Raw genomic sequence first — 13,296 nt, forward strand, 5'->3', positions numbered from 1 at the left:
TCATGGAACAGATCCGTATCCGTGGGGCACGTACCCACAACCTGAAAAACGTCAATCTCGACCTGCCGCGCCACAAGCTGATCGTGATTACCGGGTTGTCAGGGTCGGGCAAGTCGTCGCTTGCGTTCGACACCCTTTATGCCGAGGGCCAGCGCCGCTACGTCGAAAGCCTGTCCGCCTATGCCCGCCAGTTCCTGCAGTTGATGGAGAAACCGGACGTCGACCTGATCGAGGGCCTGTCGCCCGCGATCTCGATCGAGCAGAAGGCGACGTCCCACAACCCGCGTTCGACCGTCGGCACGGTCACGGAAATCCACGACTACCTGCGACTTTTGTACGCACGTGTCGGCACGCCGTACTGCCCCGACCACGACATCCCGCTCGAGGCGCAGAGCGTGTCGCAGATGGTCGACGCCGCGCTCGCGCTGCCCGAGGAAACCAAGCTGATGATCCTCGCGCCCGTCGTCGCGAACCGCAAGGGCGAGCACGTCGAGCTGTTCGAGGAGATGCAGGCGCAGGGCTTCGTGCGCTTTCGCGTGCGCTCGGGCGGCGGCACCGCGAACGAAGGCGTCGCGAAGATCTACGAGGTCGAGTCGCTGCCGAAGCTCAAGAAGAACGACAAGCACACGATCGACGTCGTCGTCGATCGCCTGAAGGTGCGCCCGGACATGAAGCAGCGCCTCGCCGAATCGTTCGAGACGGCGCTGCGCCTCGCCGACGGCCGCGCGATCGCGCTCGAGATGGATACCGACCACGAGCACCTGTTCAGCTCGAAGTTCGCGTGCCCGATCTGCTCGTACTCGCTGCAAGAGCTCGAACCGCGCCTGTTCTCGTTCAACAACCCGATGGGCGCGTGCCCGGAATGCGACGGCCTCGGCCAGATCACGTTCTTCGACCCGAAGCGGGTCGTCGCGCACCCGTCGCTGTCGCTCGCCGCGGGCGCCGTGAAGGGCTGGGACCGCCGCAACCAGTTCTACTTCCAGATGCTGCAGAGCCTCGCGGCGTTCTACGAATTCGACATCGACGCCGCGTTCGAGGATCTGCCGGAAAAAATCAGGAAGGTGCTGCTGTTCGGCTCGGGCAAGCAGACGATCCCGTTCTCGTACATCAACGAGCGCGGCCGCACGACGATCCGCGAGCACGTGTTCGAAGGGATCATCCCGAACCTCGAGCGCCGCTACCGCGAAACCGATTCGGTCGCGGTGCGCGAAGAACTGTCGAAGTACCAGAACAACCAACCGTGCCCGTCGTGCGAAGGCACGCGCCTGCGTCGCGAGGCGCGCCACGTGCGGATCGGCACGGGCGACTACGCGCGCGGCATCTATGAAATCAGCGGCTGGCCGCTGCGCGATGCGCTCGGCTATTTCGACGGGCTGACGCTCGAAGGCGCGAAGCGCGAGATCGCCGACAAGGTGATCAAGGAAATCGTCGCGCGCCTGACGTTCCTGAACAACGTCGGCCTCGACTACCTGTCGCTCGAGCGCAGCGCCGAGACGCTGTCGGGCGGCGAGGCGCAGCGGATCCGGCTCGCGTCGCAGATCGGCTCGGGCCTCACGGGCGTGATGTACGTGCTCGACGAGCCGTCGATCGGCCTGCACCAGCGCGACAACGACCGCCTGATCGGCACGCTCAAGCACCTGCGCGACCTCGGCAACTCGGTGATCGTCGTCGAGCACGACGAGGACATGATCCGCACGGCCGACTACGTCGTCGACATGGGCCCCGGCGCGGGCGAGCACGGCGGCGTGGTGGTGGCCGAAGGCACGCCGAAGCAGGTGCAGTCGAACCCGCAGTCGCTGACGGGCCAGTACCTGCTCGGCAAGCGCACGATCGAGTATCCGGACGAGCGGATCGCACCCGACGCCGAGCGGATGCTGCGCATCGTCGACGCGCACGGCAACAACCTGAAGCACGTCGATCTCGAGCTGCCGGTCGGCCTGCTGACCTGCATCACCGGCGTGTCGGGCTCCGGCAAGTCGACGCTGATCAACGACACGCTGTACCACGCGGTCGCGCGCCATCTGTACGGCTCGTCGGCCGAGCCGGCGCCGCACGAGGCGATCGAGGGCCTCGAGCACTTCGACAAGGTGATCAACGTCGACCAGTCGCCGATCGGCCGCACGCCGCGCTCGAACCCGGCCACTTATACGGGCCTGTTCACGCCGATCCGCGAGCTGTTCTCGGGCGTGCCGACCTCGAAGGAGCGCGGCTACGATCCGGGCCGCTTCTCGTTCAACGTGAAGGGCGGCCGCTGCGAATCGTGCCAGGGCGACGGCGTGCTGAAGGTCGAGATGCACTTCCTGCCGGACGTCTACGTGCCGTGCGACGTGTGCCACGGCAAGCGCTACAACCGCGAAACGCTCGAAGTGCAGTACAAGGGCAAGAACATCAGCGAAGTGCTCGACATGACGGTCGAGCATGCGTACGAGTTCTTCAGCGCGGTGCCGGTCATCGCGCGCAAGCTGAAGACGCTGCTCGACGTCGGCCTCGGCTACATCCGCCTCGGCCAGTCGGCCACGACGCTGTCGGGCGGCGAGGCGCAGCGCGTGAAGCTGTCGCTGGAGCTGTCGAAGCGCGACACGGGCCGCACGCTGTACATCCTCGACGAGCCGACCACCGGCCTGCACTTCCACGACATCGCGCTGCTGCTCGAGGTGATCCACCGGCTGCGCGACCAGGGCAATACGGTCGTGATCATCGAGCACAACCTCGACGTGATCAAAACGGCCGACTGGGTGATCGACCTCGGCCCCGAGGGCGGCGCCGGCGGCGGCCAGATCATCGCGCAGGGCACGCCCGAACAGGTCGCGAAGACGAAGGCGAGCTTCACCGGCAAGTACCTCGCGCCGCTGCTCAAGCGTCCGACCCGCAAGGTCGCGGCCGGCTGACGCGCTTTCGGCCCTCCCGGCCCTTCCCGCGCGCGGCCGCCCGGCCGCGCGCGTCCTTTCGCGGTAAGCAGCCCCCTCGTTTTCCCTTCTGCGTTTACACGACGCGCCAAACGGCCCGTTTGCGGACCATAATGGCAGCTATACTTTACGGTCGTAAGGTTCGCCTTCCGCACCAGTCCGGTGCGACGCCGGGCGAACCCGGCTCTGCCGCGCGCTGTGCGGCATGACACACGAACGACAGGAATCCACGATGGAGAAGCAACAAGAGTCGCGCGATGCGCAGAGCCGCGAGCCGCACCTGCGCAGCGTGCGGCTGACGAGCGACTTCAGCCTGCCGAAGCTGTCGGCACTCGAGATCGGCAGCTATCTCTTCACGATCGTCACGATGTGGCTCGTTCTCGAGCTCAAGCTGCTCGGCGGGCTGCTGGCCGGCCTGCTCGTCTACCAGCTGATCCACACGATCGCGCCCGTGATCGAACGCCACACGACGAGCATGCGCGCGCGCTGGGTCGCCGTCGTGCTGCTGGCGATCGCGATCGTCGGCGGGCTCACGGGCCTGACGATCGGCATCATCGAGCATTTCGAGCACACGGTGCCGAACCTGCAGAGCCTGCTCGGCCAGTTGATGCAGATCGTCGAGCAAACCCGCGCGCGCACGCCGGCGTGGATCGCGAACCTGCTGCCGGTCGACGTCGAGCAGATGAAGACCAAGGCGGCCTTGCTGATGCACTCGCACATGGACCAGCTCCAGCAGAGCGGCAAGAGCGTCGCGCGCGGCTTCGGCCACGTGCTGTTCGGGATGATCATCGGCGCGATGATCGCGATCGGCGTCGAGCACGGCAAGGTGCGCCGGCCGCTGTCGACCGCACTCGTCACGCGTGTGTCGCGCTTCTCCGACGCGTTCCGCCGGATCGTGTTCGCGCAGATCAAGATCTCGGCGATCAACGCGACGTTCACGGGCATCTACCTGCTCGTCGCGCTGCCGATCTTCCACGAGCGGCTGCCGCTGTCGAAGACGCTCGTGCTCGTCACGTTCATCGTCGGCCTGCTGCCGGTGATCGGCAACCTGATCTCGAACACGCTGATCGTCGCCGTATCGCTGTCGGTCAGCATGGGCACCGCGATCGCGTCGCTCGTGTTCCTCGTCGTCATCCACAAGCTCGAATACTTCCTGAACGCGAAGATCATCGGCGGCCAGATCGAGTCGCGCGCGTGGGAGCTGCTGCTCGCGATGCTGATCATGGAGGCCGCGTTCGGGCTGCCGGGCGTGATCGCCGCGCCGATCTTCTATGCGTACCTGAAACGCGAGCTGTACCTGCTGCGGCTGATCTGAAACCCGCGTCTCAGGCGACAAAAAAACGCCGCGCCCCGTAAAGGGGGCGCGGCGTTTTTGTTTCCGGGGGCTGCCGATCGGCGGCCGGCGATCCGAGGGCCGGCCAACCGGCGGCCGGCCGATTCAGATCAGCGGAACACGACCGTCTTCGTTCCGTTCAGCACGATCCGGTGCTCGACGTGCCACTTCACCGCGCGCGCGAGCGTCACGCACTCGACGTCGCGGCCGATCGCGGTCAACTGGTCGGGCGTCATGCTGTGGTCGACGCGCTCGACTTCCTGCTCGATGATCGGGCCTTCGTCGAGATCGGTCGTCACGTAGTGCGCGGTCGCGCCGATCAGCTTCACGCCGCGGTCGAACGCCTGGTAGTACGGCTTCGCGCCCTTGAAGCTCGGCAGGAACGAGTGATGGATGTTGATCGCGCGCCCGGCGAGCTGCTGGCACATGTTCGGCGACAGGATCTGCATGTAGCGCGCGAGCACGACGAGATCGGCCTGGTGCTCGTCGATCACCTCCAGCACGCGCGCTTCCTGCGCGGCCTTCGCGGCATCGGACGAACCGCCGATCAGCGGGAAGTGATGGAACGGGATGTTGTAGCTCGCGGCGAGCTGGTAGAACTCCTTGTGGTTCGACACGATCGCCGGGATCTCGATCGGCAGCTGGCCGGTGCGATAGCGGAACAGCAGGTCGTTCAGGCAGTGGCCGATCTTCGACACCATGATCACGACGCGCGGCTTCACGGCCGCATCGTGCAGTTCCCAGCGCATCGAGAATTGCTCGGCGAGCGGCGCGAATTCCTTGCGAAGTGTGTCGAGCGCCGACGCGGCATCCGTGCCGTTGCCGTCCTGCTCGAAGTGCACGCGCATGAAGAATTCGCTGGTGCGGCTGTCGCCGAACTGCGCCGAATCGAGGATGTTGTTGCTGCGCTCGAACAGGAAGCCCGAGACCGCGTGGACGATGCCGTGCCGATCGGGGCACGACAGTTTCAAGATAAAGCTGTGATCGGTCGGCATGACCGCTACTCCCTTTGTTTCCGTATTCGTCAAATTACCCGTTCGCGCCGCCGGACTGCGCGTCGCGGCGCGCGTCACGCGGCCGGTGCGAACAGCGCGTCGATGCCTGCCGCCTCTTGCGCCGTCAGCCAGCGATGGCGCAGCAGCGTGTCGAGCGTCGCGAGGCTCGCGTCCATCGTCGCGCGGCCTTCGCGCAGCCAGCCGATCACCTCGGGTACGCCGGCCAGCAGATGCTCGGCCACTTCGCCGTCCTGGTTGCGCGGCGCGAAGTCGTGCGGCAGCGGCAGGTCGTACACGAAGATCAGTTCGGACTGCGTGCCTTCCGGCAGCGAGCACAGCACCTGCACCGCGCGGCCCGCGATCGCGCGTGCCGCGAGTTCGGCCGGAATGCCGGCTTCTTCCCAGCACTCTTTCGCGAGCGTCTCGTGAACGCCCAGGCCCCAGCCGATGCCGCCCGCGACGACGTTGTCGAGCATGCCGGGGTCGGTTGCCTTGGTCGCGCTGCGGCGGCCGAGCCACATCTGCGGCACGGCCGCGGCTGGCGTAGCCGCATATTCTACGATGCCGTTCAGATGCACCGCATAAGTCTGCGTCCCGAAGAACCGCGACGCGGCGCGCTCGATATACGCCAGCGGCGCATCGTCGAAGCGATTGCGGATCGCGTAGATCTCGTCGCGCCAGCCGGGAATCGCGCCTTCGGCCGCGAGCGCGCCGATCGCGCTCGCCAGCGCCATGCTGCGCGCGTCGACCGAGTCGTAGCGCGCCGACAGCACGACGCGCTCGCCGGTCAGCTCGAACACGTCGGGCCAGCGCGCAAGCTTCGCGACATCCTGGCGGCGCACCCAGCCGACCGCCTGGCCGGCGATCTCGAAGCGCAGGTGCGCGGCCGGATCGAAGCGGCGCGCGGCCGCGATGCACGGAAACGTCATTGCCGTCAGTCCTTCAGCGCGACGCGGATGCCGATCGCGATGAACGTCGCGCCGGCGATCCGGTCGAGCCACACGCCGGCCTTCGGGCGGCGCTTCAGCCATGCACCGATCATCCCGGCGCCGACGCCGAACAGCGAGAAGATCGCGGCCGTCTGCAGCATGAACAGCGCGCCGAGCTCGAACATCTGCAGCGTTACGCTCTGCGCGCCGTGCGGATCGACGAACTGCGGCAGGAACACGACGAAGAACAGCGTGACCTTCGGGTTCATCAGGTTGCCGATCACGCTCTGCCGGAAGATCGTGCCGAGCGGCTGCGGCGGGCGCGCGTGCGCATTCGCGAGGCCCTGGCTGCGCAGCGCCTTGATGCCGATCCACACGAGGTACGCGGCGCCCGCGAGCTTCAGGATCTCGAACGCGACCGGCGACGAACGCAGCACGGCCGCGACGCCGAGCGCCGCGAGCGTCGTGTGGAACAGGATCCCGGCCGTGAAGCCGAGCGCGGCAACGAAGCCGGCCGCGCGGCCCTGCGAGATGCCGCGCGCGAGCACCTGCAGGTTGTCGGGCCCCGGCGCGAACGTGATCGCGATCGACGTGGCGAGAAACAGCATGAAGTTGGGCATATTGACCTCGCGGTGTAAGCCGGCGTTCAATGGCCGGCGAATTCGGTAACGGTATAGACGGGCAGTCCCGCGTTGCGCAGCAGCGTGGAACCGCCGAGATCGGGCAGGTCGATGATCGCCGCGCCTTCGACGACCACCGCGCCGAGCCGCTGCAGCAGGTTGCGCCCCGCCATCATCGTGCCGCCGGTCGCGATCAGGTCGTCCATGATGATCACGCGGTCGCCGGGGCGGCACGCATCCTCGTGGATCTCGACCGTCGCGCTGCCGTATTCGAGGTCGTACGATTCCGAGCGCGTCTTGTACGGCAGCTTGCCGACCTTGCGGATCGGCACGAAGCCGGCGCTCAGCTCGTACGCGACGATCGGCGCGATGATGAAGCCGCGCGCATCGAGGCCCGCGACGTAGTCGAGCTTCGCGTCGACATAGCGCTCGACGAACAGGTCGACGAGGATGCGCAGCGCCTTCGGGCTCTGCAGCAGCGTCGTGATGTCGCGGAACATCACGCCCGGCTGCGGCCAGTCGGGCACCGTGCGGATCTGGCTGTGGATGAAGGCGACCGGATCGAGCGGCGCGCCCGACGACGAATGCGGCATGAAACTCTCCGAAAAAAACGGTGCGCGAAGATCGGGCACCGTTTCGAAAAATACGGGTCGGGTTATTGAATCGGCGCTCACGCGGCCGCGGCCGGCGGATCGCGCCGATGGCGCGACAGCCGCTCCTCCGCGAGCGCGAGCGCCTCGGGCAGCCCGCGCAGCACGACGATGTCGCTCGCGCGCAGCTTGGTCTGCGGATCGGGCTCGACGCCGCGGATACCGTGCCGGCGGATCGCCGTGACTTCCAGCCCGAGCGCATACAGCCCGAGTTCCTCCAGCGAGCGCCCGACCGCGTCCGCGCGCGCATCGACCGGCACCGATTGTAGCCGCACCTGCTCGTGGTCGTCGTCGTCCGCGTCGTCCGCGCCGCGGAAATAGCCGCGCAGCAGGCTGTAGCGCTCGTCGCGCATTTCCTCGACGCGCCGCACGACCTTGCGCATCGGCACGCCGACCAGCACCAGCGTATGCGACGCGAGCATCAGGCTGCCCTCGACGATCTCCGGAATCACCTCGGTCGCGCCGGCCGCGAGCAGCTTCTCGAGATCGGCATCGTCGACGGTGCGCACGATCGCGGGCAGCGTCGGCTCGAGCTCGTGCACGTGGTGCAGCACGCGCAGCGCGGACGGCGTGTTCGCATAGGTGATCGCCACCGCCGCCGCGCGGTGGATACCGGCCGCGAGCAGCGACTCGCGGCGCGCCGCGTCGCCGAACACGACCGATTCGCCGGCTGCCGCGGCCGCGCTCACGCGGTCCGGGTCGAGGTCGAGCGCGACATACGAAATGCCTTCCTGTTCGAGCATGCGCGCCAGGTTCTGGCCCGCGCGGCCGTAGCCGCAGATGATCACGTGGCCGCGCTGCTTCAGGCTTTGCGTCGCGATCCGCGTCATCTGCAGCGACTGCTGCATCCATTCGGTCGACGACAGCCGCATCACGATCCGGTCGGCGTTCTGGATCAGGAACGGCGCGGCGAGCATCGACAGCAGCATCGACGCGAGGATCGCCTGCAGCAGCGTCGAATCGACCAGATGGCGGTCGAGGATCAGGTTCAGCAGCACGAAGCCGAATTCGCCGGCCTGCGCAAGGCCGATGCCCGTGCGCATCGCGACGCCCGGCGTCGCGCCGAACAGCCGGGCGAGCCCGGCGATCATCGTCCCCTTGAACAGGATCTGCCCGACGAAGAAGCCGAGCACGAGCAACGGATGCTCCCAGATCACGCGCGGATCGAGCAGCATCCCGGTCGTCACGAAGAACAGGCCGAGCAGCACGTCGCGGAACGGCTTGATGTCCTCCTCCACCTGATGGCGGAACGGCGTCTCGGAGATCAGCATCCCAGCGATGAACGCGCCGAGCGCAAGCGACAGGCCGAACTTGTCGGTGATGAACGCGGCGCCGAGCGTGACGAGCAGCAGGTTCAGCACGAACAGCTCCTGCGAGCGGCGCCGCGCGACGACGTTGAGCCAGCGCGTCATGAAGCGCTGGCCGATGACCAGCAGCAGCGTGAGCGCGATCACGATCTTGACCGCCGCGAAGCCGAGCGTCAGCGCGAGATCCTTCGACGATTCGGCGCCGAACGCGGCGATCACGATCAGCAGCGGCACGACCGCGAGATCCTGGAACAGCAGCACGCCGAAGATGTTGCGGCCGTGCTCGGTCTCGATCTCGAGACGTTCGGCAAGCATCTTCGACACGATCGCCGTCGACGACATCGCGAGCGCGCCGCCGAGCGCGACGGCGCCCTGCCACGTGATGTGCACCCAGCGCTCGAACAGCGCGCCGAGCAGCAGCGCGAGCACAAGCGTCGCGACGACCTGCAGCAGCCCGAGACCAAACACGAGCCGCTGCATCGACCTCAGTTTCGCAAGCGAGAATTCGAGGCCGATCGAGAACATCAGGAACACCACGCCGAATTCCGCGAGATGCTCGGCGCGCTCGAGATCCGCCGCGATCCCGAGCGCGTGCGGGCCGACCAGGATGCCGACGGTCAGGTAGCCGAGCATCGGCGGGAGGTTCAGCGACCGGAATACGACGACGCCCACCACCGAAGCCAGCAGCAGCATGAGCGTCATTTCGAGCGGGGAAATCACGGGCGAAGCGTCCTCGTTCGTCGGGGCCACCGCGAAGCGGGCGCGATGGCGTAGCGTGGGATAGGCGACATCGGACGAGTCCGAAGGCCCGGCGCGGCGAACAAACGCCTTTGCTATACTCCGCGCATGATAGCGAAAATCAATGATGATCGGGCGCTCGCGCTCGCCCGCGACGTGCTCGACATCGAGGCGGACGCCGTGCGCGCGCTGCGCGACCAGCTCGACGGCGGCTTCGTCCAGGCCGTCGCGCTGCTGCTCGGCTGCCGCGGCCGCGTGGTGGTGTCCGGTATCGGCAAATCGGGGCATATTGCCCGCAAGATCGCGGCAACGCTGGCCAGCACCGGCACGCCGGCCTTCTTCGTCCATCCTGCCGAGGCCAGCCACGGCGACCTCGGGATGGTCACCTCCGACGACGTCTTCATCGGCATCTCCTATTCCGGCGAATCGGAAGAACTCGTCGCGATCCTGCCGCTCGTCAAGCGGATCGGCGCGAAGCTGATCGCGATCACGGGCCGCGCGGAGTCGAGCCTCGGCACGCTCGCCGACGTGAACCTGAACGCCGCGGTCTCGAAGGAAGCGTGCCCGCTGAACCTCGCGCCCACCGCGAGCACGACCGCCGCGCTCGCGCTCGGCGACGCGCTCGCCGTCGCGGTGCTCGACGCGCGCGGCTTCGGTTCGGAAGATTTCGCACGCTCGCACCCGGGCGGCGCGCTCGGCCGGCGCCTGCTCACCTACGTGCGCGACGTGATGCGCTCGGGCGACGACGTCCCGTCCGTCGGGCTCGACGCGACGCTGTCGGACGCGCTGTTCCAGATCACCGCGAAGCGCCTGGGCATGACGGCCGTGGTCGACGCCGACGGCAAGGTCGCGGGCATCTTCACGGACGGCGACCTGCGCCGCGTGCTCGCGCGCGACGGCGACTTCCGCACGCTGCCGATCACCGACGTGATGACGCGCAACCCGCGCACGATCGGGCCGGATCACCTGGCGGTCGAGGCCGTGGAACTGATGGAGCGCCACCGGATCAACCAGATGCTGGTGGTCGATGCCGACGGCGCGCTGATCGGCGCGCTGAACATGCACGACCTGTTTTCGAAGAAGGTGATCTGATGAGCGCAGCGCTGACTGCGGCCGAACGCGCGAGCCGCGTGAAGCTGATGATTTTCGACGTCGACGGCGTGCTGACCGACGGCGGCCTGCTGTTTACCGCGGCCGGCGACGCGATGAAGTCGTTCAACTCGCTCGACGGCCACGGCGTGAAGCTGCTCGGCGAAGCCGGCATCGCGACCGCGATCATCACGGGCCGCCGCTCGGAGATCGTCGCGGCGCGCGCGAAGGAAATGAAGATCGCGCACCTGTTCCAGGGCGTCGAGAACAAGCTCGCGGTGTTCGCCGACCTGATCGCATCGCTCGGCCTCACCGCCGACGCGTGCGGCTACATGGGCGACGACTGGCCCGACCTGCCGGTGATGCTGCGCTGCGGCTTCGCGACCGCGCCCGCGAACGCGCACCCCGACGTGATCGCCCGCGCGCACTGGGTGGCCGAGGCCCGCGGCGGCCACGGCGCCGTGCGCGAAGTCTGTGACGCGATCCTGCGCGCTCAGCGCCGCTACGACGCGCTGCTCGCGGCCGCCTGCGGAGCCTGACGGATGAATACGCATTTCCGCTGGACCCAGCTGCTGCCGCTCGCCGCGGTCGCCGCGCTCGCGGGCATCACGTGGTGGCTGCTGCAGGCGACGCTGCCGCCGCCGGGCGAAGGCATCGCGCAGCCGAAGCGCCATACGCCCGACTATTTCGCGGACAACTTCTCGGTTACCGAACTCGACCAGTCCGGCACGACGCAGTACCGGCTGACGGCCGCGAAGCTGGTCCATTACGAAGACACCGAAAACAGCGACCTGGCCGATCCGGCCATGCGCGCATTCCAGCCCGGCAAGCCGGTCGTGACGACCACCGCGAAGCGCGGCACCGTCAACGGCGACGTGTCGATCGTCGATTTGTACGACGACGCGCGCATCCTGCGCGCGGCCGGCGGCGGCGATCCGCAAATGCAGGCCGATTCCCAGCATTTCCGGATCTTCGTCAATGACGATGTGATCCAGACCGAAAAGCCGGTTAAACTTCAGCGCGGCCTGTCGCTCGTCAACGCGACCGACGGCATGAAGTACAACAACGTCACCCGGGTCATCGAGCTTTACGGCAACGTGCGCGGCACGATCGCCGCGGCGGACACGTCCGGCGGCTCGAAAGGTCAACCCAAGTGACGCTTCCCTCACGTGACTGCATGAACGAACCGTTCCCTCGACAGATTTCCGGCGGCGCTGCGCGCGCCGTCCGCGCCGCGCTCGCCGCGACGCTCGTGGCGCTCCCGTTGATCGGGCTGGCGCCGCTCGCCCATGCCGAGAAGGCCGACCAGAACAAACCGATCAACGTCGAGGCCGACAACCTGACCTATGACGACCTGAAGCAGGTCACGGTCGCGACCGGCAACGTCGTGATCACGAAGGGCACGATCATCATCAAGGGCGATCGCGTCGAAGTGCGCCAGGATCCGGAAGGCTATCAGTACGCGACGTCGTTCGGCAGCGGCAAGAAGCACGCGACGTTCCGCCAGAAGCGCGAAGGCCTCGACGAATACATCGACGGCGACGCCGAGCGCATCGACTACGACGGCAAGCAGGACCTGACCACGCTGACGACCGCCGCGACCGTACGCCGCCTGCAGGGCACGTCGACCGTCGCGGACACGGTGCACGGCAGCGTGATCACGTACGACGGCCAGCGCGACTTCTACACCGCGAAGGGCGGCAAGGACATCGCCGCGCCCGGCAACCCGAACGGCCGCGTGCGCGCGATGCTGTCGCCGAAGAACGGCGGCCCCGCGCCGCTGACCGGCGCGCCGGCGAAGCTGTCGCCGTCGACCACGATCCAGGGAGCGCCGGGCCAATGAACGCGCTACCGAACCGCCAGCCGGCCGGCACCACGAGTTCGCTCGTCGTCCGCAACCTGAAGAAGCGCTACGGCTCGCGCACGGTCGTCAAGGACGTGTCGCTCGACGTGAAGAGCGGCGAAGTCGTCGGCCTGCTCGGCCCGAACGGCGCCGGCAAGACCACGTCGTTCTACATGATCGTCGGCCTCGTGCCGCTCGACGCTGGCGAGATCTCGCTGAACGGCAGCTCGATCAGCCTGCTGCCGATCCACAAGCGCGCGTCGCTCGGCCTGTCGTACCTGCCGCAGGAAGCGTCCGTGTTCCGCAAGCTGACCGTCGAGGAAAACATCCGCGCGGTGCTCGAGCTGCAATACGGCGAAGACGGCAAGCGGCTGTCGAAGGACGCGATCTCGTCGCGCAGCGAAGCACTGCTCGACGAGCTGCAGATCGGCCACCTGCGCGAGAACCCGGCGCTGTCGCTGTCGGGCGGCGAACGACGCCGGGTCGAAATCGCGCGCGCGCTCGCGACCAACCCGAACTTCATCCTGCTCGACGAACCGTTCGCCGGCGTCGACCCGATCGCGGTGCTCGAGATCCAGAAGATCGTCAAGTTCCTGAAGCAGCGCAACATCGGCGTGTTGATTACCGATCACAACGTCCGTGAAACGCTCGGCATCTGCGACCACGCCTATATCATCAGCGACGGCTCGGTGCTCGCCGCCGGCGCGCCGAGCGAAATCATCGAAAACGAAAGCGTGCGCCGCGTGTATCTCGGCGAGCACTTCCGCATGTAACTTCCTCCTCGTGGCTGGCTGCACCCCGCCCGGCATGGCCGCGCGGGGCCGCGCCCCGCTTCGCGGCCATGCCCGCGGCCGGGCGGCGCGCCGCGCGTAATCGCGGATGGCTC

12 protein-coding genes are annotated in these 13,296 nt (G+C 67.4%); 7 read left to right on the top strand and 5 right to left on the bottom strand.

Features of this window, described 5'->3' with window-relative positions; genetic code table 11:
* The first annotated feature begins 2 nt into the window (after positions 1 to 2).
* Both uvrA and FPJ27_RS33410 read left to right on the top strand, forming a co-directional pair.
* Complete coding sequence (uvrA, locus tag FPJ27_RS33405; RefSeq protein WP_072444665.1) at positions 3 to 2,888, top strand: excinuclease ABC subunit UvrA; 2,886 nt, start codon at positions 3 to 5, stop codon at positions 2,886 to 2,888.
* A gap of 250 nt (positions 2,889 to 3,138) precedes the next feature.
* Complete coding sequence (locus FPJ27_RS33410; protein WP_204424570.1) at positions 3,139 to 4,221, top strand: AI-2E family transporter; 1,083 nt, start codon at positions 3,139 to 3,141, stop codon at positions 4,219 to 4,221.
* A gap of 128 nt (positions 4,222 to 4,349) precedes the next feature.
* Here FPJ27_RS33410 and purU read toward each other — a convergent pair whose 3' ends face one another.
* The 5 genes from purU to FPJ27_RS33435 form a co-directional block, all read right to left on the bottom strand.
* Positions 4,350 to 5,234, bottom strand: a complete 885-nt coding sequence (gene purU, locus FPJ27_RS33415; RefSeq protein WP_034179051.1) for a formyltetrahydrofolate deformylase — start codon at positions 5,232 to 5,234, stop codon at positions 4,350 to 4,352.
* Between the two features lie 74 nt (positions 5,235 to 5,308).
* Entirely contained in the window at positions 5,309 to 6,163 is an 855-nt protein-coding gene (locus FPJ27_RS33420) for an NUDIX hydrolase family protein (protein WP_034179052.1), read from the bottom strand.
* Between the two features lie 5 nt (positions 6,164 to 6,168).
* A complete protein-coding gene (locus FPJ27_RS33425; RefSeq protein ID WP_204424573.1) occupies positions 6,169 to 6,783 on the bottom strand; it encodes a LysE family translocator in 615 nt (204 codons plus the stop codon).
* Between the two features lie 26 nt (positions 6,784 to 6,809).
* Positions 6,810 to 7,376 (bottom strand): adenine phosphoribosyltransferase, encoded by a 567-nt coding sequence (locus FPJ27_RS33430; RefSeq protein WP_072444671.1) that lies wholly within the window; start codon positions 7,374 to 7,376, stop codon positions 6,810 to 6,812.
* Positions 7,377 to 7,453: 77 nt separating this feature from the next.
* The gene (locus FPJ27_RS33435) at positions 7,454 to 9,460 is read right to left on the bottom strand and encodes a monovalent cation:proton antiporter family protein (protein WP_072444731.1); all 2,007 of its coding nucleotides are present in this window, start codon (positions 9,458 to 9,460) and stop codon (positions 7,454 to 7,456) included.
* A gap of 126 nt (positions 9,461 to 9,586) precedes the next feature.
* Between FPJ27_RS33435 and kdsD the strand changes: the two genes are divergently transcribed.
* From kdsD to lptB, 5 genes are read left to right on the top strand one after another with little or no spacing between them, the layout of a single operon-like run.
* Positions 9,587 to 10,570: an arabinose 5-phosphate isomerase KdsD gene (gene kdsD, locus FPJ27_RS33440; RefSeq protein ID WP_034179055.1), complete on the top strand. Its 984-nt coding sequence runs from the start codon at positions 9,587 to 9,589 to the stop codon at positions 10,568 to 10,570.
* Positions 10,570 to 11,106 carry an HAD family hydrolase gene (locus FPJ27_RS33445; protein ID WP_072444673.1) on the top strand — a complete coding sequence of 179 codons (537 nt, stop codon included), beginning with the start codon at positions 10,570 to 10,572 and terminating at the stop codon, positions 11,104 to 11,106. Before kdsD ends, FPJ27_RS33445 begins: the two co-directional genes overlap by 1 nt.
* Before the next feature lie 3 nt (positions 11,107 to 11,109).
* The gene (gene lptC, locus FPJ27_RS33450) at positions 11,110 to 11,724 is read left to right on the top strand and encodes an LPS export ABC transporter periplasmic protein LptC (protein ID WP_072444675.1); all 615 of its coding nucleotides are present in this window, start codon (positions 11,110 to 11,112) and stop codon (positions 11,722 to 11,724) included.
* A gap of 20 nt (positions 11,725 to 11,744) precedes the next feature.
* Positions 11,745 to 12,410 carry a lipopolysaccharide transport periplasmic protein LptA gene (lptA, locus tag FPJ27_RS33455; protein ID WP_072444677.1) on the top strand — a complete coding sequence of 222 codons (666 nt, stop codon included), beginning with the start codon at positions 11,745 to 11,747 and terminating at the stop codon, positions 12,408 to 12,410.
* Complete coding sequence (lptB, locus tag FPJ27_RS33460) at positions 12,407 to 13,183, top strand: LPS export ABC transporter ATP-binding protein (RefSeq protein ID WP_072444679.1); 777 nt, start codon at positions 12,407 to 12,409, stop codon at positions 13,181 to 13,183. Before lptA ends, lptB begins: the two co-directional genes overlap by 4 nt.
* The last annotated feature ends 113 nt before the right edge of the window (positions 13,184 to 13,296 follow it).

Origin of the sequence: Burkholderia sp. MS455 (genome assembly GCF_016899445.1) — a bacterium.
GTDB lineage: Bacteria > Pseudomonadota > Gammaproteobacteria > Burkholderiales > Burkholderiaceae > Burkholderia > Burkholderia pyrrocinia_C.